Below are 22,367 nucleotides of genomic sequence, written 5' to 3'. Positions count from 1 at the left end.
ATGTCAACTGAACGAGGACGTATCCGGGTGACCGGATTCGACACGGACCGAGTGACCGAGCGAGAACCACTGTCGGACTGGAGCGAAGAGACGGGCGGCCAGACGGTGAGCCGGTGGCGGCGTGCGCTCGACCGGTTCCGCCAGAACCGCGTCGCCATGATCGGCGTCTACGTCGTCGCGGCGATGTCGCTGCTGGCGATCTTCGCGCGGCCGATCACCCTCGGCGGCGTCACCGTCCAGCCGTTCGCCATCGCGCCCTACGACCCCAGCAACATCCTCTACCTGAGCGACCCAAGCGTCGGCCGCTACGACCCGCCCACGCTTGCCCACCCGATGGGAACGGACGCCTCCGGGCGTGACCTGTTCTCGCGGGTACTTGTCGGCGGGCGCCGCAGCATCTCCATCGGCTTCGTGGTCGTCGGTATCACCGCGACGTTCGGCCTCATCTACGGGGCCGTCGCGGCGTACTACGGCGGCTGGGTCGACGAGGTGCTGATGCGGTTCGTCGACGTCATGATCGCGTTCCCAGGGCTCGTCCTGGCGCTGGTCATCGTCGCGCTGCTCGGTGGCGGCTACTGGCCGCTCGTCGTGGCGTTCTGCGTGCCCGGCTGGACCGGCTACGCGCGTATCATCCGCGGGGAGATCCTCTCGGTGAAGGAGAACGAGTACGTCCTGGCCGCTCAGGCGCTGGGCGCACGCGACCGGTCGGTCATCTTCCGCCACATCGTGCCCAACGCGATGGCGCCGCTGATCGTCCAGGCCTCGCTGGCTATCGGGACGGTCGTCATCGGCGTCGCCGCACTCGGCTTCCTCGGCTTGGGCTTCGAGCCCGGCACGCCCGAGTGGGGGACGATGCTGGACCAGACCCGCGAGACGCTGATCCAGGGCCCACAGGGGACCATCCCCTGGTGGGCGACGGTGTTCCCGGGCGGGGCCATCTTCCTGTTCGTGATGGCCATGAACATGATCGGTGACGGCGTCAACGACGCCCTGGACGCCCAGGAGGTCGGCAACGTTGGCCAGGGAGGTGGCGGATGAGCCTCCTCGAAGTCGACGACCTCACGGTGAACTTCTACACCGAGGACGGGGTCGTCACGGCCGCCGACAACCTCTCGTACCAGATCGAAGCCGGCGAGACCTTCGGCGTCGTCGGCGAGAGCGGCGCCGGCAAGAGCGTCACCGCGCTGTCGCTGATGCGACTCATCGAGAGTCCGGGTCGCATCGAGAGCGGCGAGATCCGGTTCAAGGGCGAGGATCTGCTGTCGATGAGCGACGAGGAGATCCGGTCGGTGCGTGGCAACGAGATCGCGATGATCTTCCAGGACGCACAGACCGCGCTCAACCCCGTCTACTCCGTCGGCGAGCAGATCTCGGAGGCGATCCGCCACCACATGGACTACGACGACGACGCGGCCCGCGAACGGACGATCCGCCTGCTGGACCGCGTGGGCATCCCGGACGCCGAGAGCCGGTACGACGACTACCCACACGAGTTCTCCGGCGGGATGCAACAGCGCGCCGTCATCGCGATGGCGCTGTCCTGTGACCCGGACCTGCTGATCGCCGACGAACCGACGACCGCGCTGGACGTGACCACCGAGGCGAAGATCTTAGATCAGATCGAGGATCTGGCCGAGGAGTTCGACACCGCGGTCCAGTTGATCACTCACGACCTGGGCGTCGTCGCCAAGATCTGCGAGCGCGTGATGGTGATGTACGCCGGCCGGCCGGTCGAGAAGGCGCCGGTCGAGGAGCTCTACTACGACCCGAAACACCCCTACACGGTCGGGCTGATGAGCTCGATTCCGCGGATCGGGGACACCCGGGACCGGCTCCAGACCATCCCGGGGACGATGCCGGACCTCGTGGAGGTACCGCCCGGGTGTAGCTTCCACCCGCGCTGTCCCTACGCCGAGGAGTCCTGTACGCGCAAACAGCCCGGCCTGGTCGACCCCGAGACAGGGGAACCCGCCGACGCGGACGCCGACCACGCCAGCGCGTGTCTGGCCTACACCGGCGACCTCGACGGCGACCTCGACTACGAGGTCGTCGTCGACGACGACCTGGACGTGGGCCCGGACGACATCGACGCGAACCGACAGGAGGAACAGGATGCCTGGTGAGGAACCGATCCTCCGCGCGGAGAACGTCACGAAGTACTACGACGCCTCCAGTGGCTTCATCGACAGCCTGCTGGGCGGCGAGCAGCAGGTCAAGGCCGTCGACGGCGTCGACCTCGAACTCATGGAAGGGGAGACACTGGGTGTCGTCGGCGAGAGCGGCTGTGGGAAGACCACACTCGGTCGCACCCTCCTGCGGCTCACCGAGCCGACCGACGGCTCGGTCTACTACCGCGGGGACGACCTCACGGAGATGGGGTCTGGTGAACTCCGGGACCTCCGAAAGGACCTGCAATACATCTTCCAGGACCCCTTCGCCAGCCTGAACCCGCGGCTCACCGTCGGTGACATCATCGGCGAACCGCTGGACATCCACGACATCGCCTCCGGCGAGGCACGGACACAGCGGATCTACGACCTGCTGGAGACGGTTGGCCTGAACCCCAGCCACACCCACCGCTACCCACACGAGTTCTCCGGCGGCCAGCGCCAGCGCATCGGCATCGCCCGCGCGCTGGCGGTCGACCCGGAGGTCATCATCTGTGACGAGCCGGTGTCGGCACTGGACGTCTCTGTCCAGGCACAGATCCTCAACCTCCTGGAGGAGTTGCAGGAGGAACTGGGGCTGTCGTACATCTTCATCGCCCACGACCTCAGCGTGGTCGAGCACATCTCCGACCGCATCGGCGTGATGTACCTGGGCGAGTTCGCGGAGGTCGGCACCACCCGCGAGGTGTTCGAACCGCCGTACCACCCCTACACGGAGGCACTGCTGTCGGCGGTGCCGGAACCGGACCCGCTGTGGGAGGGCGAGGAGATCTTCCTCCCCGGCACGGTCCCGTCGCCGATGAACCCGCCGTCGGGCTGTCGGTTCCACACCCGCTGTCCGGAGATCATCCAGCCCGAGGGCTACGACCTGCCACAGGACGTCTGGCGGTCGATCATGGACCTGAAGCTCCGGCTGCACCAGGCCGAAGGGCTGGAGTCGGTCACCGCCGTCACCGACGAGACCGACGACCCGGCGACCGCCGACCGGGCGACGCTGGGCGACCTGGTCCGCGCGGAGTTCGATCTCCCCGCGCGGGTGCCGGACCCGGACGCGGAGAACGAACTCGCGACGGCTGTCGACCTGCTCCACGACGGCGATATGGAGGGCGCGACCGAGCATCTCGACCGGGCATTCGAGTCGCCGTGTGAGCAACACCACCCCGAGATGATCGAGACCGGCGAGAGCCACTCGATCGCCTGCCTGCTCTACGAGGACCGCTTCGACGACGAGCACGCCAGCGCGACCGGTGGGGCGGCTGCCGACGACTGAGCGTCGAAACGGTTTCCACGACTGCACTCCTATCACAACCAATGCGTCGCATCTACGAATCACAGGCCATCTCTCGGGACGACGACGACTCGTTCGCGCCCAACGAGCGCGACGACGAGGTCCGGCCCCAGGCGATGCGGTCGGTCCCCGGCAAGCGGCTGAGCAGCCTGCTCGTCCCGGACTGGCTGCGCTACCGGGCGCTGTCGGTTGCCGTCGAGACGCCCACGGAGGTCTTCGCGGTCGGCGAGACGATCCCGATCCGGGTGACGATGCGCAACGCGCTCCCGATCCCGGTGACACTCTCGACCGAGTCGCCGCTGCTGTGGACCTGGCACGTCGACGACGTGCCCGAGGCCTCCCACGTCGAGCGTGACATGGCCGACGAGCGCGGCGCCTTCACCTTCGACCGTGGCGAGCGCAAGGTGTTCACCCGGAACTGGCGCCAGTCGTTCCGGGTCAGCGAGGACGAATGGGAGCCCGCGGGGCCTGGCGAGTACACCATCGGGGCCGCGCTCAACGTCCCCGACGCGGTCGGCAAGGGCGTCGCCGCCGAGACGACCGTACGTATCGAAGGATGAGGGACCGACTCTTTTACCCGAGCGCCGCTCCAGTCGTGTTCCATGAGCAGTGACGGCGCGTCGGTGATCGACCAGCTCCGTGACCCGGCCTACACCGGCGAGAACCGCTGTTGGCCGTGCACGATACTCAACCTCGGCATCGCGGGTGTCGCGAGTGCCACGGCGGCGCTCCTGTCGGTGGAACTGGCCGGGGTGTTGCTGGGCCTCTCGCTGTCGGCCATCTACTTCAAGGGGTATCTCGTGCCGGGGACGCCGACGTTGACGAAACGGTACCTCCCCGAGTCCGTGCTGCGCGCGTTCGGCAAGGAGCCGGCGACGCCGCGCGATCCGGCGGCCGAGCAGGAGTGGGAGACGCTCAAGAAGGTCGAACAGCACCGCGAGAACGCCGTCGACGTGGACCAGTTCCTCCGGGACGCCGGCGTCGTCGCGGACGAGGGTGGCGAGGCAACACTGACCGACGGGTTCCGGAGCGCCCTCGACGGTCGTGTCGGACCGGACGCCGCGGAGTCGGTGGTCCGCGAACGCCTGGCGCGGCTGTTCGACGTCGAGGCCGACACCATCGCTCGCGAGGACGAACCCTTCCCCGCCTACGTCGTCGAGAAGCGCGTCCGAAACTGGCCCTCCGAGAGCGCGCTCGCCGTCGACGTCGCCGCCGACGCGGTCCTCGCGGAGTGGACCGACGACTGGGCAGGCGTCCCGCTCGAACAGCGCCTGGATGCACTCGGGACGATCAGGACCCTCGTCGAGCGCTGTCCGGCCTGTGGTGGCACCGTCGCCGAGACCAGCGACACCGTCGAGGCCTGCTGTGGCATCCACGAGGTCGTCGGCGTCCAGTGTACCGACTGCGAGGAACGGATCGCCGAACTCGACGCGACGACCGACGACGCGAAACTGACCTCCTGAGATGAACAAAGAGACGATTCGCCAGCAGGTGTGGGACGCGCTCGAAGCCGAGAGCGTCGCGCGCTTTCCCTTCCCGCCACACGGCCGCATCCCGAACTTCGAGGGCGCCGACCGGGCCGCCCAGCGACTGGCCGAGACCACGGTCTGGAACGACGCCGAGACGATCAAGGCCAACCCCGACGCGCCGCAGTTGCCCGTCCGTCGCCGGGCGCTACGGGCCGGGAAGACGGTGTACATGGCCGTCCCGCGACTGCGCGACGAGCGGTGTTTCTACGAACTCGATCCGGCCGAACTGGCCGACATCGAGTCCGCGCCGACCGTCTCGAACGTCGCTGCCCACGCCGACCAGGTCGGGCCCGAGGCCGTCCCGACCATCGACCTCGTCGTCTCTGGCTCTGTCGCGGTCACCGAGGATGGCGCCCGGATCGGGAAGGGCGAGGGGTTCAGCGACCTGGAGTTCGCCGTGCTGGCGGAACTCGGACTCGTGGACACGGCCACGACAGTCGTGACGACGGTCCACGAACTACAGGTCGTCGGTGGGCCTTCCGGCGCCGTCGATGCAGTGTCGGTTCCCGTCGCCGACCACGACGTTCCGATGGACGCTGTCGTCACGCCTGAGCGACACGTGCGGACGGCGACACCGTACGACCGGCCACGCGGCGTCGACTGGGATACCCTGCCGGACGAACGACTCGACGAGATTCCGGTCCTGGCTGATCGCTCGCCGGAATCGTAACGGGTCACGTTCACGAAACGTCACGTATCCCGGTGTTCTTTACCATTGCAGTGCCAGACGGTAGTATATGGATACCCCCGATGCAATCGGGGTGGGGAGGGAAGCGGAGGGTGAGATTCATCTGGTGTACGTCGACGACACCGACGCCGCGACCGCAGTCGCCGCTGCTGTTCGTGACGCGAGTACGCCGGTCACGGTTACTACCTGTGACTCCGTCTCGGCCACACTCGACATCCTCGCCAACGAGGAGGTTGACTGTATCGTCAGCGAGTACACGCTCTCGGACAGGACCGGTATCGCCCTGCTTGGCGAGGTCAGAGAGCGGGCACCCGACCTGCCGTTCGTGCTGTTTACCGACGACGGCGACGAGTCGGTCGCCAGCGATGCGATCAGTCTGGACGTCACCGACTACCTGGCGAAGACGCCCATCGACGACCAGACGCCGGTGTTGCTCCGTCGTGTCCTCACGGCGGTCTCCGAACGGGACGAGCGCGCTGCCATCCTCGACCGGATGACCGACGCCTTCTTTGCCCTGAACGGAAACTGGGAGTTCACCTACCTCAACGACCGTGGCCGGGAGATCATCAGCCAGGCCGCCAGCGGCCCAGGAGCAGACGACGCGTTCCTCGGCGAGAACATCTGGCACGTCATCCCCGAGGCCATCGGGACGGAGTTCTACGAGCAGTACCACCGGGCGCTAGACGAGCAGACCGCAGTCAACTTCGAGGCCTACTACGAGGGACTGGGCACCTGGTTCGAGGTTCGGGCCTACCCCTCCTCGACCGGCCTGTCGGTATACTTCCGTGACATCACCGAGCGTCGCGAGCGGGAACAGGAGATCACCGACCGCGAGCAGGCACTCCGGGAGATGTATCGTGTCGTCTCCGAGAAGGACCTGTCATTCGAAGCGAAGGTCGAGTCCCTGCTGGCGATCGGGAAGGAGATACTCGGGACCGACTTCGCGGCGCTCTCACGTGTCGAGGGCGAGGACTACACCTTCCATATCGTCGACGCGCCCGACGACGGGCCGAGCGTCGGTGACGTGGTGCCACTGGAGGCGACGAACTGCGAGCGGGCGATCCTCGACGAGGAGACGCTCGTCCTCTCAGATATCGCCGAACAGGCCCCGGAGTTGACCGATCGGGCCGGTTTCACCGAGATGGGTGTCGTCTGCTATCTCGGGACACCGGTCGAAGTCGAGAACGACATCACGGGGACGTTCTGCTTCTACGACCAGTCGATCCGCGAGGACCCGTTTGCCGAGTGGGAGGTCACGCTGGTCGAGTTGATGGGCAACTGGGTCAGCTACGAACGGGAGCGCCAGCGACAGGAGCGGGAGTTGACCCGCGAACGCGACCGACTGGACGAGTTCGCCAGCCTCGTCAGTCACGACCTGCGCAACCCGCTCAACATCGCCGTCGGCCACCTCGATCTGATCGCCGCGGAGTACGACGGGGACCCGGAACACGTCGCGAAAGTCCAGACGTCGCTGGGCCGGATGAACGACCTCATCGAGGACCTCCTGACGCTGGCCCGCTCGGGTGAGCGGGTCGTCGAAACGGAGACCGTCGCGGCAAACGCGGTCGTCACGCCTGCCTGGGCCGCCGTCGGCAGTGACGTCGGGACGCTGGAACTCGTCGACGACTTCGCCATCGAGGGAGACCGGAACCGGATCCGGCGACTGTTCGAGAACCTCCTTCGGAACAGCGTCGAACACGCCAGTTCGGCGGCACCGGGCGACGGCGTCACAGTCCGCATGGGTCCGTTACCCAACGACCGCGGGTTCTTCGTCGCCGACGACGGCCCAGGCGTTCCCGAAGCCGACCGCGAGCAGGTGTTCGAACGGGGCTACACCACCGCCGACGACGGGACCGGGCTGGGACTCCGGATCGTCAGGGAGATCGCACAGGCCCACGGCGGCAGCGTCACGCTCACTGAGGGCGACGACGGTGGGGCGCGGTTCGAGGTCCGCGATATTCCTGTCGACAGCCACTGATTCCGATATATTTACCACCTGTCCCGAAATCGATACTTCCATGGGGGCTGCAATTAAATCGCTGTCCGACACGAGCAAGCTGCTGCGACACAATCCGATCATCCTGTTGCTGGGTGGTGCCGCGATGGCGCTGTTCGCCGTCGTCAACTTCGTTCTCGGACTGATTCCACTCGTCGGGAACCTGCTGTCGTTTTTCATCTATCCGGCCTTCATCGCCGGCCTGCTGTCACTGATCTACGCCGGCCGGAACGGGAACGCCGGTGTCGACGACTTCACACGTGGACTGGGCGACAGCTATCTCAAGTTGCTCGGCGGGTACGCGCTGCTGGGGATCCCGACGTTCGTCGTCGTGATGGTCCTCTCGTTCGCCGCCGTCTTCGCGATGCCGATGGGGACCACGGCGACCGGGATGGGGGCGTCGCCGTCACCGATGTCGACGGCGGGACCGATCCTGCTGGTGTTCGCGTTCGTCGGCCTGCTCGTCGCCCTGGTGTATCTCGCCTTCCAGTTCTTCAACATCGCCATCGTCAGCGGTGCCGGCGTCGTCGAGTCGTTCGCTACGTCGCTGTCGATGACCGCCGAAGCGCCGATCAGTACGCTCGGGTTCACGCTCACGAAGGCCGTCCTGGGCGCCCTGTTGCTCGGTGTGCCCTTCGGCGCGGTCGTCCTGACCGGCGCTGGCCTGGCCGAGATCACATCCGGTGGGAACCCACTGGCCGGTGGCGTGCTGGCGCTGGGATTACTTGGCTACTTCATGGTTGGAATCCCCCTCTGGCGGGTCGTCAGCAACACCTACCACGTCGCCTACTTCAACCGGCGGCAGGCGAACCTCGGGTGATACTGCTGACCGGCCGACTCACTCCAGTTGGGCCGTACAGTCCCGGATGAGGCCGTCGAGGTTCTCGGGCAGCGTCGGGTGGTAGGCCCGGTCGGGTAGCTCGCGGACGTCCAGCCCGAGTTCGACGACCATCTGGAGCGCCTTCGCGAAGCTGTCGGCGTGGTAGTGCAGTCCCTGCCAGCCCAGCACCGTCCCGTCGTCGGCGTCGACGACGAGTTTCGCCAGTCCCTCGGGGACGTCCTTGGACTTGAAGACGCCGTCGTCGCTGGCCTGCCGCGTCGCCGTCACGACGTCGTAGCCGGCTTCCTGGGCACTCGCTTCGGTGTGACCGACACGAGCGAACGGATAGATGCCCAACCCGGAGAAGATGACGTGGTGGTGGACGTTCTCGTAGGACTGGGGCTCGGCGCCTGCTTCCTGGCGGACGATGTTCTCGGCCGCCGTGAACCCCTGCTCCTTGGCGACGTGGAGGATCGGTTCCTTCCCGTTGACGTCGCCGACGGCGTAGACGTGGTCGGCGTCCGCCGTCTGCATCGTGTCTCGGGCCCAGTCACCCTCGGGCGTGATACCTGCGTTCTCCAGGCCGAGGCCGTCGACTGTGGGCCGCCGACCGGTGAAACAGAACAGCTGGTCGGCCTCGTAGGTGTCCTCGCTGCCGTCGTCGAACTCGACGTGAAGGCGGACGCCGCCGTCGGCAATCTCCTCGAGTTCACACTCGTAGCAGTTCGTGGGGATGTCGATGTCCCAGTTGTCCTCGTAGATCCGGCGAGCCTCGTCGCCGAAGGCCGGGTCGGCCTCGTCGATGGGCCGTTCGTCGTGCTCGATGACGGTCAGGTCCATCCCGCCGGCCTCCGCGAGATAGGGCACCATCTCCATGCCGATGTAGCCGAATCCCATCACGATGCCCGAGTCCGGCAGTTCGGTCGCGTGCAGGACGTCCTTGCTCGTCATGAACTCTACGTCCTCGATACCCGGGGTGTCCGGGACGTTGACCGACGAGCCGGTCGCGACGACGATGTAGTCGGCCTCGTAGTCGGTGCCGCCGGCGCGGACGGTGTGGTCGTCGACGACGGTCGCGGTGTCGTGGACGAACTCGACGTCGTCGCGTTCGGCCATCTCGTGGATGGAGTCCCGGCGGTGACCGGCCCAGCAGCGTGTCCGGTCGTTCTTCGTCTCGACGACGGCATCCAGATCGATGTCGGGGACGTCACCGACCAAGCGATGATCGTGGCGTGCCTGGAAGCGGTGGGCGGCCGCAGAGAGGACCTCCTTCGAGGGCATACACCCCTCCAGAATACAGAGGCCGCCCCCTGGATCGCCGTCGTCGATGAGTGTGAGTTCGATCCCGTCCTCCGCGACGAGTTCGCCGGCGGTCGCCGCGCCGGCGCTCCCGTAGGCACCGATGATAACGACGTGAGTCATACCGGTGCCAGGATTCCCGCGGGCATAAAGTCTGTAGAAGTGTGTCCACCGTGGACACGACCGCCAGCCGCGTGACACGGCGGAGGTCGACCGGGATACTGTGTCAGTCGTCGGTGCCGGCAGCCTGGTCGGTGACCGCCGAGATATCGTCGTCGGGTAGGGTCCCCATCGACCGGTTCCGGTTGAACAGCCGGTCCCAGATGACCAGCACCGATGGCAGGACCAGCAGCGACGTGAGGAAGGCGTACGCGACCGACATGGCCGTCAGGATACCGAACTGGCCGATCGCCGGGAACACCGCCAGCGCCAGGACGCCGATGCCGAAGACGGTCGTCAGCATGCTGCCCAGCAGTGCTCCGCCGGTCCCCCGGACGGTTCGGTCGAGCGCCGTCGCCAGATCCGCCTGCTGGATCTCGTCGGCGAAGCGGTGGGTGACGTGGACCGAGTAGTCCACACCTAACCCGATCGTAATCGCCAGCATCGTCGCCGTCAGCGCGTTGAGCGGGATCTCCAGGTAGCGCATCGTCCCCGCGAGCAACGCCACGGTGACGACGACCGGGATGACGTTCGCGATACCCAGCGACGCCCTGCCTTCGAGCAGGTGGTATATCACCACCAGGAACAGCGAGGCGCCGATCAACGCGATCGCCAGCGACTGGATCGCCGATGCGAAGATGGCGTCCGAGACAGCCTGGAAGACGACGATCGAGCCCGTCGCCGTCGCGTCGTACCGGAAGTCGTCGGCAACCGTCCGAGCGTCGGTGGCGACCTCAGAGTCACTGGCGTCGGACTCGACGGTGTAGACGACGCGCGTGCTCCGGTAGTCCTCGGTGATGTAGTTCAGTGCCTGCCCACGGGCCGAGGAGTCCAGCAAGTAGTCGTATATCGTCTCCAGGTTGTCGTCGGGGACCCCGTTGTCGTTGGCGTCGTTGCGCTCGACCAGTCGGCGGAACTCCTCGTCGCGTTCGGCGTGGTCCTGGATGACTGTCACGATCGAGGTCGAGGACGCCCGCCCGTTCTCACGGACGAACGAGTCGGGTGGGTTCGCACCCGCCTGATGGATCTGTTCGAGGGCGCTATCTTTCCGCATCGGTCCCTCGACGTAGATGGTCGCCTGACTGCTCTGTGTCGAGGAGAACTTGTCCTCGAGGAAGTTGGTGATCCCAGTCACCGTGTACTCGCTCGGGGCGAACGGTTCGGGGAGCGATTCGAGGTAGTCGGGGTTGTCCTCGGGCGGCAGGAAGTCGTCCTGGGTGAACGACGTCGAGACACCCGTCGCGTAGACACTTGCACCGCCGGTCACCACGAGGACGACCAGCAGGAAGACCACAGGTGCCCGCTCCGAGATGACGACACCACCCCGGAGGACGCCGCCCAGCGCCGATCCTTCGGAGCCGAGCGGGCGTTGACTGAACGTGGGGATGGGGAACCGCTCGCGCAGGCGGTCCAGTTCGACCTTCGCGGCCGGGAGGAAGACGCCGAAGATAGCGAAGGTGAACAGGATCCCGATAGCGGCGACGTACCCGAAGTCCTGGATCGGTGGGAGCGAACTGGTCAGGTTCGCCAGGAACCCGATGACCGTCGTCCCGGTCACGATGAAGAACGCGACGATGAGCTGATCTGTCGTGATCCGCATCGATTTTTCGATGCCTGTATCGTTCTCGCGTTCCTCGCGGTAGCGGTTGACCGCGTGGATCCCGAAGTCGATCCCGACCGCCAGCAACAGCGGCGGGACGGCGATGAGCATCTGCGAGAACGGAATCCCGGCCAGCCCCATGAATCCGAACGTCCAGACGATGGTCATGAACAGGGCGATCAGGCCAAGGGCCATGTCCGCCAGGTCCCGATAGGCGATAGTCAGGAACAGGAGGATGAACAGCACCGCCGCGGGCACCGTCAGGATGAGCGAGTCACCGACGACGTTCGAGAACTCTGCGGCGAGGATACCGGACCCGAAGACGGTGATGCCGTTCGGACCAGTCGACGAGACGATGAAATCCGACCGCTGCTGGATGCTCGTCAACGGGCTCGAACCACCCTGTCCCGACCCCGAGGAGAGGCCAGCCGGAACCTCGTGGGTGACCAGCCCGATCGTCGCGGAAGCGCTCGCCGAGCCACGGTTGAAGTCGTTGCTCACGAGCGAGGTGAACTGGGGGTTCTCGTCGGCCGCACTGCGGACCGCGGCGTCGACCTCGCTATCGCTCGCACGCTCGATAGCGCGGATCTGTGCCTCGGTGGTCCCTGCGTCGGGATCGAGTTGTCTAGCGACGATCCCGGCTGCCGACGAGGTCGACGTGACGCGTAACTCCGCGTGATCCTCCAGGCGGTTCTGTGAGCGAAGCATCCGCAACATCGCGTCCTTGGAGAGGACGTTGTTGCCGTCCTGGATGAGCTGTGTGTTGCCGGTATCGGTCTCGAAGGTCGGCGAGAACTTCGTGTTGACCTGCTCGAATGCCTCCTCTGCTGGAAGCCCAGTGGTGAACTGTGAAGTCCCGGCGTTCGTCGAGACGCTGCCGAGGCCGGCGCCGAACAGGACCGTCAGGACCAGGAAGGTGATGACGACTCTCCTGGAGTCCTCGACGATGCGGTCGTCGATCCAGTCGATGTACCGCTGGTGCTCCATCTTACCGATACCTGACGTAGCCGGCCACCGCGAGCACACTCAGCAGCACGATGCCACCGATGAGCGGGAGCGGGAGCCCGCCGCCACCGCTGCGCTCGGTCACCTCGACCGGCACGCGGTACGTGTCGGAGACCGGGGTGTCGCCGTCGGGCTCCTCGTACTGGAAGTCCATGGAGATCGGGTAGGTTTTCTGCATCGCCGTGCCGCTGGCACTGATACCGAACTTGAGCGTCGCCGATTCGCCGGGATCGAGCCCGGAGATGAACGCCTCGTCGTCGGTCGCCGAGATCGGGGCATCGGTGAAGAGCTTCGCCTCGATGTTGGTCAGACGCTCGTTGTCGACGTTGGTGATCGTGAGTTCGATCGTCTTGGACTGACCGGCACCGACACTGACGTCCGTGGTCTCGACGCGGAACTCGTCGGTGCTGTCACTGACCGACTGCTGGATCTCGATGGTGTCGCTCTCGCGGCTGTCGCCCTCGCGATTGCGATAGCGGGTGACGAAGTCGAACTGCCGCGGGCCGCCCTCCGCCGCATCGGAGACGTCGACACCGAACGAGACCTGCGCGGACGCGCCCGGTTCGAGGTTACCGACGGCGTACTCGGTCTTCTTGGGGGAGATGTTCGAGTTGTCGCTCTCCCAGACGAGCACGACGTTGCGGACCGGGTTCGCGCCGGTGTTGGTGATCGTCGCGTTGAGTCGACCGTCGTCGCCGGCTCTGAGGTTCGACTCGACGTTGGTCAGACTGAACGTCTGCTCGGGCTCTGGCTGGAGGCCGAGCTGGATGTTCTCGTCGGCGCCGGCGTCACCCTCGGCGTCGGTGTAGCCGACCGTCGCGGTCAACGCGTAGGGGCGGACCTGTGCGTCCTCGCTCGTGGTCGCCTCGACGCGGACCGTGCGGGTCTCGCCGGGCTGCCACGGCCCGATGTACTGGGTCGTCGACTCCGAACCGCTGAAGGAGATGTCGCTGCTCTGAGAGACGACCTGGACCGTCGCGTCGTTGACCGCGATCGGCCCCTCGTTGCGGAGCGTGACGTTGTAGGTCCCGGTGTCGCCGATCGAGACGTCGCTCTCGATGCCGGTGACGCTGAAGGTCTGTTCCCTGTCGAGTTCGACGCCGACGGACTGTCGTGCGGACTGACGGCTGGCGCCGTCCTCGTCGTCGAAGTCGACGGTGAGACCGAACTCGTAGGCGTCCGCTTCGGCGTTCGGTGTCGAGCCGACCCGGTACCGGAAGGTCCGGACCTCACCGGGTTCCCACTCGGAGACGTACCGGGAACTGGCCTGCTGGCCGCCCACCGAGAGGTCGGAGCTGCTGGACTCGAAGACGACCGAGGCGTCGTTGGCGGCCTCGGAGCCGGTGTTCTCGACGCTGACGGCGACGGTTCCGGTCGAGGCCACGCGGGCGTTCGAGTCGACGTCGGTGACGTCGAACTTCGCCCGGTCGGAGACTCTGACCGTGACGAACTCGCGGGTGGTCTCGGTCGCCTCGTCGCGGTCACCGGAGGTCTCGGAGATGTATTCGGTGTACTTGTACTTGAGGACGACCGGGACGCGGTACGCGCCCGGGTCGGCGTCCTCGTGGACCACGACGTCGAACGAGATCGGCTGCGTGGTCGTCTGGGGGAGCGATCCGTAGACCTGCTCGTCGGTCGTGATGGTGAACGGCCCGCCGCCGTCCTTGACGTCGACACGGAGGCCACGGGCGGTGGTCACCTCGCTGTTGAAACTCGGGTTCCGCGAAGAGGCGGTATCGAGGTCGCCGGTGTTCGTCAGGACGACGTCGAACGTCGTCTCCTCGCCGGGGACGACCGTCCGGTCGGTGAGCGAGGCCGTGATGTCGGGACTTCCGACGACCGCACCGGCCGCGAGTCCGGGGACGACCAACAGTGCGACAACTGCCAACGTGATGGATGTGCGTGAGTTCATGGCTGTGAATAGCGACGTGCCGCGCGACAACAATCAGTAGCGGAACCGATCAGTGTGAGACGCGGAGAGAACGAGGACCGAGAGTGATACGGGTAGTGCGGCGACGAACCGACCCCCCCACGAGTGTCTCGACTGTCGTGATCCATTCCGCTTTCTCGACTCGAATGAACGTTCGGTTGGTTATGAACGTTGTGGTTCGGCCGTCATCTGCAGGGTATTTATGTGACCGAACGAATATTCGGTCAGGATGGTCGATGGGTTGCCGTTCGCAAGCGAACCGACTGATTCCCGAGAGGCGATCATGCAGGCAACGTTCTGTGCGCTCCAGGAACACGGCTACGCAGGGCTCTCTATCCAGCGGATCGCCGACCAGGCCGAGCTGAGCAAGTCGACGTTCTATCACCACTTCGACGACAAGGACGACCTGTTGCTGTCGTTTCTGGAGTATATCCTGGACGTCTTCGACCAGCTGTTCCAGCTCGAATCGACCGGCGACCCCGAGAGCGACCTCAAGACGTTCCTCACGCTGATCCTGGGCGAGTTCCCCCACGCGGAGGAACTCCCCGATCAAGAGAAAGCGCTACGGACCTACGTCGAGTTGCGCGCCCACGGTGTCCGCAACCCCGAGTTCCGCGCGAAGTTTACGGAGACCGACCACCGGTTCACCGAGCGTGTCGCGGCCATCATCGAAGAAGGGATCGAGACGGGGGCCTTCGTCACGGTCGATCCCGAACAGACCGCCCAGTTCCTGCTGACGATGCTCGACGGCATCGTCCTCCAGAACGCGACGCGGGAGGACGACCCGGTCGAACCGATGCGAGCGGCGCTGGAGCGGTACATCGACGAGCAACTGGTCGCCGAGGCAGCCTGACCCGTACTGTCTCCTCTCAGTGACAGCCGACGTATCAGCCCGAGTCCCGTCGGATGGATTCGTGAGCCTCGACGATCGCCTCGAAATCGTCGAGCTCCGTTCGGAGCACGAACGCCAGTTCTTCCGCCCGCTCCTGCAACGCCTGGTACTCCCTGCTATCGTCGAGCTGTGTCCCGGTCTTCTCGGATTCGAGTACCGACAGCTTGGCGGTGATCTCGAAGTACTCGTCGAGCCGGTCGTCCTCACCAGGTGACTCCAGATGTTGGTCCAGCGTCGTGAGCAAGGTCTCCCGGTCGACAGGCTTGCAGAGGTAGTCGTCGAAGCCCATCTCCAGGATGTTCAGGTCCGGATCGACGGCCGTGATCATCACGATAGCCCCCTCGTAGCCCCGCTCTCGGAGACGGTCGAGCACGTCGTCGCCGTGGACGTCCGGCATCCGTCGGTCGAGGAGGATCGCGTCGAAGGACGGCCCGGCACGGTCGAGCGCCGCCTCACCTCCGTAGACGGTCTCGGTCTCGTAGTGGCCCTCCAGCCGGACCGCCTGTGTGTCGGCGACGGCCCGTTCGTCGTCGACGACCAGTACTCGGCCACGATGGGACGCTGTCACAGTCTGTCCACCTACTTCGGGGCCGTGTTTATGTCTGGCGCCCCGACCCGAGGCGGAAAATGTTAACCCGCCGCCGAACGACCGAACGCATGATGGCCGGGACATCAGACGGAGACGGCGGCCGCCTCGGAGGCGTCGCGACGATGGTGGGCTGGATCGGTGCTGGCGCACTGCTCGTCGCCGCCGGAGCACTCGCCGTCGAAATGACCTTCACGCTGCCGTTCTCGCGAGCGCTGCTCGTCGGTCTCGGGATCGCCCTCGGCGGGGGGATCGGTGCGGTCGGATATCTCCTCTCGACCGACGACATCGACGAGACCCAGCCCGACCGGCAGCCGATGACCGTCGAGATGGACGAGGAGGCGATTCCGGCCCCGGAACCGGTCGATCTGTTCGACGGCCACCCCGATCCGATCCTCTACTACGCCGACGAGGGGTACGGCCCGGTGGTCCGGGCCGCGAACGAGTCCTTCGGAACGACGTTCGATGTCCCGCCCGCCCGGATCGCGGGGACACCACTGGAGGAGACGCTGATGACGACCGACGCGGACGCCGTCGATACGGAAACGATCACCGACGCAGCGTTCGAGACGACGATCGACTGCAGAACTGGCAGCGGAATCCGGCGGTTCCGGCTCCGGTCGGTCGACGCCGGTGGTGACGGCTACCTGCTCTACACGCCGGTCGAGTAGCACATACTGTCGGCTGTCCGTCGGTCACGAATGCGCGATGTGAATATCGCCACTCAGTCACAGCAACCAGTATCAGCCCGGCCGACGGCCGATCTCCTCGAAGGCCGTCGCGATGTCCTCGAACTCCGCCAGTGCCTCGTCCATCTCGTCTCTGAGCTCCTGTGCCCGTCGCTGGAGCTGCTCCATCTCCTCGTTGTCCTCGATGGACTGAGGCGTCTTCTCGGCTTCCAGCAACGCGAGTTTCGACGTCGTTTCGAGGTATTCGGTCAGCCGGTCGTCGTAGCGGCGCGCGGCCAGTTGCTGCTCGATTGCCGCCACCAGATCGTCCTTGTCGACCGGCTTGCAGAGGTAGTCGTCGAACGGCATCTCGATGATATCGAAGTCCGGGTCGACGGCCGTGATCATGATCACCCGTGTGTTCAGCTCGCGCTCGCGGATCTCGTCCAGCACGTCGTCTCCGGAGATATCCGGCATCCGTCGGTCGAGCAACACGACGTCGATATCGTCGTCGATCGCCTCCAGGGCTTCGCCCCCACCGTAGGCCGTCTCCGTCTGGTACTCGTTCCGGAGTCGCAACGCGTAGACGTCTGCGACCTCCGTCTCGTCGTCGACGACGAGCACAGTAGCCTCTGTCACAGTATGCTGTAGTGCCGGCTACGTTCATATAACTGTAGTGGAGCGAGGGCCGGACGGAGCTGTCGACGATACACTCGGAACGGAAGTTTAAAGATTGCGTCACGGCGAGATTCGGGATAGGAATGCTCTCGCCACCGCTGCAACTCATCGACAGCTTCCTGCTGAACTACAACGTCGGCGACGTCCTGCTGCTGGCGTTCGTCCTCGGCGCTGTCGGCGTCCTGCCGACGCGGTCGCTCCGGCTGCTGGGACTGCACACGGTCGGCGTCGGCGTCGTCCTGTTGATCCTGCCGACGGCGACGATGGAGCCAGCAGCCGGTAGTCTGCTGACCTCGTCGTTCCAGTACAAACTGTTCGGGATCGTCCTCCTGGTGACTGCCCCGGTGCTGTTCTCGCTGGGCCGTCGCTAGGCCAGTTTCTCCAGCGCAGTAAAGAAGTCCAGCGGCGGTCCTGCGAGACGGACCGGGTCACTCGCCCGCGAGACGGTGACCCGTGTCGGCGGCGCGATCTCCTGTCTGATACGCCCGTCACTGACGACGACACCCGTGTCCGCGTCCGCGACTTCGACGACGACTTCGCTATCGGCGTCGACGACCAGCGGTGGCATCCCCGCCGCGCCGGCCATCTGGGTGACGATGAGGCCGTCGACGTCCGGGTGGACGAGCGGCCCGCTCTCGCTGAGATTGTACGCGGTCGACCCGGTCGGTGTCGCCACGAGGACGCCGTCGGCGTGGGTGGCCGTGTAGGTCGCGCCGTCGACGCGGACCCGGAAGGTGGCGCCACCGCCGTGTCCCCGGTGCGAACCCTGGACGACGACCTCGTTGAGCGCCGGCGAGAGCGACCAGTCGTCGCCGCTAGCGTTGATACGTGCCAGTGCTCGGGTGCGTGCGCTACCGGTCTTCTGGATGTGTTCGACCTCCGCGACGACCGTCTCGATGGCCTCCTCGGGCGCGATGGCGTTCAGGAACCCCACTTCGCCGAGGTTGACGCCCATGATCGGCGTCGACCCGGCGCCGCGGGCCGCGTAGAGGAAGGTGCCGTCGCCACCGATACTCACGACGAGGTCACAGTCACCCATCGCATCGACGGGCGCCGTCGCCGGCGACGTGCCGTCCCAGTCGTCGTGGTCGTCGGCCGTCTCGCCGGTGGTCTCGTCGACCACGACCGACGCGGAAACCTCGTCGAGGCGGTCCGACAGCGTACTCGCGAGTGAGAGGGCCCGGTCGTTGTTGCGCTGGGCCACGATACCGACGGTCATATCGACTGCTACGGCGCCCCGACCATAAACCAGCCACGGGTTGGGCGCCACGTCCGCGTCGGTCGTCGGATACGGTACCGCCGCTAGATCTCGTCGAGCGAGTCGAACTCACTCCAGCACGCACAGTCCAGATCGTCGATCGAGGTCACCTCGTCGGGCAACGACGAGATTGGCATCCCGTCGTCGAACTCCGCACACCCCTCCCGGTGGATAGAGAAGTCGTCGCTCGCCATGACCGGCATACTCCGAGAGATGGCACTCAGCAGTATAAATCCAGCCTTCCCGGACACCGACTGCCGGTCGCGACCCGGTACTGGCGGACTGATCAGATGACGCCCATCTCGTCGAGCCGTTCGGGGAGGTACGTCTCGGTCACGAAGTCCAGGCCGCGCGAGGCCAGCGCCTGCTGTTCGGCCTTCTTCTCGATGTCCAACTGGAGTTCGATCTGCTCCTCCCAGAAGTCGGTCTGGAACCGGGGGTCCTCGAGTTCGGACTCCAGCGCGTTGCTGTCCGAGTCCGACAGCGGGTCCGTCGGAAGGTCGTACTCGACGATGTCCTCCGGGCGGATACCGACGAACTGGGCCTCCGGGGTCGCGAGGTACTCCGAGAGGTGGGCGGACTTGATCGAGCCGTAGGCGACCGAGCCGTAGATGCGGTACGACCAGGGGTCACCGTCAGTGAAGACCACGACCGGGAGGTCGAGTTCGTCGTGGAGCCGTTTGGTGATCCGCCGGGTCGCACGGGCGGGCTGGCCCTTCAGGTGGACGACGATGACGTTGTACTCCTCGTCGAAGCCGTTCTCGACGAGTCGGTCACGCATCCCGCCGGTCTCCACACAGAGGACGAAGTCGGCGTCGTTGTCCAGAAACTCGATGGTGTCGGGATTGTTGGGGATCTGGTAGCCACCCTCGCCGACGTCCGCCTGGCAGTGGATGACCCGCTCGCCCCGTCGGGTCTGCTCGCGTAGTTCCAGCGGGCCCATGATGGTCGCGCCCGACTCCTCGGGGCGCATGTGGAAGTCCTCGCGGGTGACCTCCGAGACGATCTCTAAGTCCTCGATGAGCTGGTTGGACTCGTCCTGGCTGGAGAACTGGGCGTCTTCGAGGTCCCAGGACTCCGAGAGGTAGTACAGCTCACGCAGGGTCGACGAGCGGTCCTCGTCGAGCTGTTTCGAGAGGAAGTCGATGGTGTAGACGGCCTTCAGGAGCTTCTGTGCCCCGGAGACCGACTTGGCCGACCGCGTCGAGGTGCGGTCGCCGTAGACCCAGACCTTCTTGTCCTCGTCGTACTCGATGTTCGATTTCGTCCGGGTGGGGATGGTCATCGTCGGGACGTCCCCCTCGGCGAACTGGTCGTAGAACTCCGCCGCGAGGTCGATCAGTTGCTCGCGGGCTGCCGTCGAATCGGGTGTCGTGTTCTCGCTGCTCATATCAGGCATCCACCGTCAGTTTCTCGTCCTCGATACCGTCGACCGAGACGGTGAACTCGGCCTCGTCGGTGACACTGTACTCCAGGACAGCGCGCTCGCCGGCGCCGACCGTCGGCGACCACTTGACGAACCACTCGCCGTCCATCTCGACGACGGTCGCGCCGTTGGTGTCCTGTGGCTCGGCGGTGACGATGTCGGTCACGTCCACGTCGGCGTTCGTATCGTCGTTGTTCTCGACGATCAGTCGGACGCGGCCGTCCTCGACCTCGCGCTCGATCAGGACGTTGTTCATGATCCGGGCCAGCGAGTCGTCGATCTGTAGCTCGTCGTTGCCGGTGACCTCGGTCAGCTTTGCGGCCATCTCCGGGAGGATGGTCGCCAGCTTGTTCTGTTTCTTCCGGCGCTGTTGCATCGACCGGCGCTTGTTGAGGTAGCTCTTGAGTTCGCGGGCCGCCTCCCGGATGGCGAGTTCGATCTCGTCTTCCATCTCGGGGACGTTGGCGATGGCGTCTTTCGACTCGCTCGTGAACGGCACGTTCGTCGAGGCGACGTGGACCATCAGTACGGCGGGGCCGTTGGGGATGCCGGAACCGCCGGGCTGATCTAAGTTGTAGTTGCGCCAGTTGATGCTCTTGACCACGTCGGTCGTCGCACAGGCGCCCCGTTGGTAGACCAGCGGGACGCGGTTGGCGAATCGCATCACCTCGATGGTCCCCTCGGCGGGGATGTCGCCGCCGTAGGCGATGCCGGCCTCGACGATGAACGGGTCGCCGCCGTGGACCGATGCGTCACGTGTCGAGGCCGCATAGAAGTCCGCGTCGAACTCCTTGCGAAGCCCCTGTTCGACGAGGTCGGCACTGATCGGTGCGAGACAATCCGTCGGCGGCGCGATGATGTCGGTCTCGCGCATCGCCGAGAGCAGTTCGCTGGCCGTGTCGCGGTCGTCGGCGACGTCGGCGACCTTCGGCGGGTCGTCGGGCACGCGGACGGCGACGTCCCACAGTTCGTCGACGATGTTCTCTCGGGCCGTCTCGCCGAACGTCTCGTCGTCCTGTTCCTCGGTCATATCCGCGGCGCGGTCGACGTACCCACGGAGCGTGTCGCGTGTCAGGACGTGTGTTCCGTCGTCGAACTTGTCGGCCAGTCGGCTTGCCAGCCCCTCGACGGCGGCGTCGTCCTTCCGTTTGGTCGTCGCCGCGTCGACCAGCGCGTAACAGTCGCTCGTGCGGTCGGCGGTGACGGCCGTCCAGGCCGCCTCGACGGCGTTCTCCCGGACCGTCGACCCGAAGGTGGTGTCGTACTCTGATTCCACGGCGGCGGCCGTCTCGTCGACGATCGCGGCGATCTCGTGGTGGGCGACGCGGTCGTGGTCGGCGACAGCCTCGGCCACCCCAGCGGCGAAGTCGGCGGTCGCCTCGGCGCCCTTGTTGGCGACGGCGTCCTCGACGGCCGCCCCGACGTCTTCGTCCTCGTGGGCCTGTGGCGGACTCCAGGCCATCCCGCGCCCGTAGTGACGGTCGTTGAAGTTCGCGATGACCTTGTCCGCGGTCTTGCCGCCGACGCGGGTGAACTCCTCCTGGAGGAACCCCGAGATAGAATACGAGTCGGTGGCCTCCAGCATCTTCAACAGCGTCCCGAGTTCGACGCCGTGGGGGTGGGGTCGGATCTCCTCGGTCTCGTCGGGGAGATCGGCGCCTTCGACGCGTTCGAACTTCAGTGGCTCGTCCAGCCCAGGTTCGTCGAACTCGATGCGGGCGTGGGGGTTGACGACCGCCGTGTCCTGGATGTAGTCGTGCAGCGACGAGCGGGCGCGCATGTTCGCCTCCATCTCCAGTTCGATCCGGGTCCCGTGAGGGCGCTCCCACGTGGTCGTCTCGTCGACACTGATCTCGGGTTCGTTCGTGTCCGTGTCGACGATGAGTTCGAAGTACTGGGCCTCGGACTGGCCCTTCGGCCGGGAGGTAATCTTCGCCGGTTTGCCAGAAGTAAGCTGAGAGTATAGGACGGCCGCCGAGATCCCGATACCTTGCTGACCGCGGTTTTGCTCTCTGGCGTGAAAACGACTCCCATACAGCAACTTCCCGAATATTTTGGGAAGTTGTTCCTTCGTGATGCCGGGGCCGTTGTCCTCGACGACGAGTCGGTAGTAGTCGCCGGCCTCCTGGATCTCGACGTAGATGTCCGGGCGGATGCCGGCCTCCTCGCAGGCGTCCAAGGCGTTGTCGACGGCCTCCTTGACGGCCGTCACGAGCGCCCGGGCGTCCGAGTCGAACCCCAGCATGTGCTTGTTCTTCTCGAAGAACTCGGCGATGGAGATGGCCCGCTGGGACTCGGCCAACTCCTCGGCGATTCCCTCACCGTCGCCGAGTCGTGACTGATACGAGGTCATTGTCGTGCGGTAGGTACCGGCGTC

The 22,367-nt window shown here is 65.8% G+C and carries 20 protein-coding genes; 11 read left to right on the top strand and 9 right to left on the bottom strand.

Annotation, left to right across the window (positions count from 1 at the left end):
* From Hhyl2_RS01965 to Hhyl2_RS01930, 8 genes are all read left to right on the top strand, one after another.
* A complete protein-coding gene (locus Hhyl2_RS01965; protein WP_483549034.1) occupies positions 1-1,038 on the top strand; it encodes an ABC transporter permease in 1,038 nt (345 codons plus the stop codon).
* Entirely contained in the window at positions 1,035-2,123 is a 1,089-nt protein-coding gene (locus Hhyl2_RS01960) for an ABC transporter ATP-binding protein (protein ID WP_483549033.1), read from the top strand. The genes Hhyl2_RS01965 and Hhyl2_RS01960 overlap by 4 nt, the downstream gene beginning before the upstream one ends.
* Positions 2,113-3,438 (top strand): ABC transporter ATP-binding protein, encoded by a 1,326-nt coding sequence (locus tag Hhyl2_RS01955; RefSeq protein ID WP_483549032.1) that lies wholly within the window; start codon positions 2,113-2,115, stop codon positions 3,436-3,438. The genes Hhyl2_RS01960 and Hhyl2_RS01955 overlap by 11 nt, the downstream gene beginning before the upstream one ends.
* 41 nt (positions 3,439-3,479) lie before the next feature.
* Positions 3,480-4,016 (top strand): DUF7974 family protein, encoded by a 537-nt coding sequence (locus tag Hhyl2_RS01950; RefSeq protein ID WP_483549031.1) that lies wholly within the window; start codon positions 3,480-3,482, stop codon positions 4,014-4,016.
* Between the two features lie 42 nt (positions 4,017-4,058).
* Positions 4,059-4,919, top strand: coding sequence for a DUF8054 domain-containing protein (locus Hhyl2_RS01945; RefSeq protein ID WP_483549030.1), 861 nt, complete (start codon positions 4,059-4,061; stop codon positions 4,917-4,919).
* A gap of 1 nt (position 4,920) precedes the next feature.
* Positions 4,921-5,655, top strand: a complete 735-nt coding sequence (locus tag Hhyl2_RS01940; protein ID WP_483549029.1) for a 5-formyltetrahydrofolate cyclo-ligase — start codon at positions 4,921-4,923, stop codon at positions 5,653-5,655.
* Between the two features lie 67 nt (positions 5,656-5,722).
* Positions 5,723-7,651: a sensor histidine kinase gene (locus tag Hhyl2_RS01935; protein ID WP_483549028.1), complete on the top strand. Its 1,929-nt coding sequence runs from the start codon at positions 5,723-5,725 to the stop codon at positions 7,649-7,651.
* Positions 7,652-7,691: 40 nt separating this feature from the next.
* Entirely contained in the window at positions 7,692-8,489 is a 798-nt protein-coding gene (locus tag Hhyl2_RS01930) for a DUF7847 domain-containing protein (RefSeq protein ID WP_483549027.1), read from the top strand.
* 18 nt (positions 8,490-8,507) lie between these two features.
* On the opposite strand, the gene Hhyl2_RS01925 is transcribed toward Hhyl2_RS01930, so the two are convergent.
* From Hhyl2_RS01925 to Hhyl2_RS01915, 3 genes are all read right to left on the bottom strand, one after another.
* Complete coding sequence (locus tag Hhyl2_RS01925) at positions 8,508-9,911, bottom strand: dihydrolipoyl dehydrogenase family protein (protein WP_483549025.1); 1,404 nt, start codon at positions 9,909-9,911, stop codon at positions 8,508-8,510.
* Between the two features lie 103 nt (positions 9,912-10,014).
* The gene (locus tag Hhyl2_RS01920) at positions 10,015-12,534 is read right to left on the bottom strand and encodes an efflux RND transporter permease subunit (protein ID WP_483549024.1); all 2,520 of its coding nucleotides are present in this window, start codon (positions 12,532-12,534) and stop codon (positions 10,015-10,017) included.
* A 1-nt stretch (position 12,535) separates the two neighbouring features.
* Positions 12,536-14,464, bottom strand: coding sequence for a COG1361 S-layer family protein (locus Hhyl2_RS01915; RefSeq protein ID WP_483549023.1), 1,929 nt, complete (start codon positions 14,462-14,464; stop codon positions 12,536-12,538).
* Positions 14,465-14,711: 247 nt separating this feature from the next.
* Here Hhyl2_RS01915 and Hhyl2_RS01910 point away from each other — a divergent pair, with 247 nt between their 5' ends.
* The gene (locus tag Hhyl2_RS01910; protein WP_483549022.1) at positions 14,712-15,335 is read left to right on the top strand and encodes a TetR/AcrR family transcriptional regulator; all 624 of its coding nucleotides are present in this window, start codon (positions 14,712-14,714) and stop codon (positions 15,333-15,335) included.
* A gap of 34 nt (positions 15,336-15,369) precedes the next feature.
* Here the strand turns inward: Hhyl2_RS01910 and Hhyl2_RS01905 are convergent, their stop codons facing one another.
* Positions 15,370-15,942: a response regulator gene (locus tag Hhyl2_RS01905; protein WP_483549021.1), complete on the bottom strand. Its 573-nt coding sequence runs from the start codon at positions 15,940-15,942 to the stop codon at positions 15,370-15,372.
* Positions 15,943-16,034: 92 nt separating this feature from the next.
* On the opposite strand from Hhyl2_RS01905, the gene Hhyl2_RS01900 reads away from it, so the two are divergent.
* Complete coding sequence (locus tag Hhyl2_RS01900; protein ID WP_483549020.1) at positions 16,035-16,631, top strand: hypothetical protein; 597 nt, start codon at positions 16,035-16,037, stop codon at positions 16,629-16,631.
* Between the two features lie 72 nt (positions 16,632-16,703).
* Here Hhyl2_RS01900 and Hhyl2_RS01895 read toward each other — a convergent pair whose 3' ends face one another.
* On the bottom strand, positions 16,704-17,267 hold the full coding sequence (locus tag Hhyl2_RS01895) for a response regulator (RefSeq protein WP_483549019.1): 564 nt from the start codon (positions 17,265-17,267) through the stop codon (positions 16,704-16,706).
* 122 nt (positions 17,268-17,389) lie between these two features.
* On the opposite strand from Hhyl2_RS01895, the gene Hhyl2_RS01890 reads away from it, so the two are divergent.
* Entirely contained in the window at positions 17,390-17,677 is a 288-nt protein-coding gene (locus tag Hhyl2_RS01890; RefSeq protein WP_483549018.1) for a DUF8006 family protein, read from the top strand.
* Here the strand turns inward: Hhyl2_RS01890 and Hhyl2_RS01885 are convergent.
* From Hhyl2_RS01885 to Hhyl2_RS01870, 4 genes are all read right to left on the bottom strand, one after another.
* Entirely contained in the window at positions 17,674-18,525 is an 852-nt protein-coding gene (locus Hhyl2_RS01885) for an NAD(+)/NADH kinase (protein ID WP_483549017.1), read from the bottom strand. The genes Hhyl2_RS01890 and Hhyl2_RS01885 overlap by 4 nt on opposite strands.
* 83 nt (positions 18,526-18,608) lie before the next feature.
* Positions 18,609-18,767: a hypothetical protein gene (locus Hhyl2_RS01880; RefSeq protein ID WP_483549016.1), complete on the bottom strand. Its 159-nt coding sequence runs from the start codon at positions 18,765-18,767 to the stop codon at positions 18,609-18,611.
* Between the two features lie 83 nt (positions 18,768-18,850).
* On the bottom strand, positions 18,851-19,954 hold the full coding sequence (locus tag Hhyl2_RS01875) for a DNA topoisomerase IV subunit A (protein WP_483549015.1): 1,104 nt from the start codon (positions 19,952-19,954) through the stop codon (positions 18,851-18,853).
* A 1-nt stretch (position 19,955) separates the two neighbouring features.
* Positions 19,956-22,343 (bottom strand): DNA topoisomerase VI subunit B, encoded by a 2,388-nt coding sequence (locus Hhyl2_RS01870; RefSeq protein WP_483549014.1) that lies wholly within the window; start codon positions 22,341-22,343, stop codon positions 19,956-19,958.
* Positions 22,344-22,367 lie beyond the last annotated feature (24 nt).

The sequence above is a fragment of the Haloarcula sp. H-hyl2 genome (assembly GCF_056934385.1).
The sequence above is the reverse complement of the archived record's forward strand: the minus strand, read 5'-3'. Positions and strand labels throughout refer to the sequence as shown.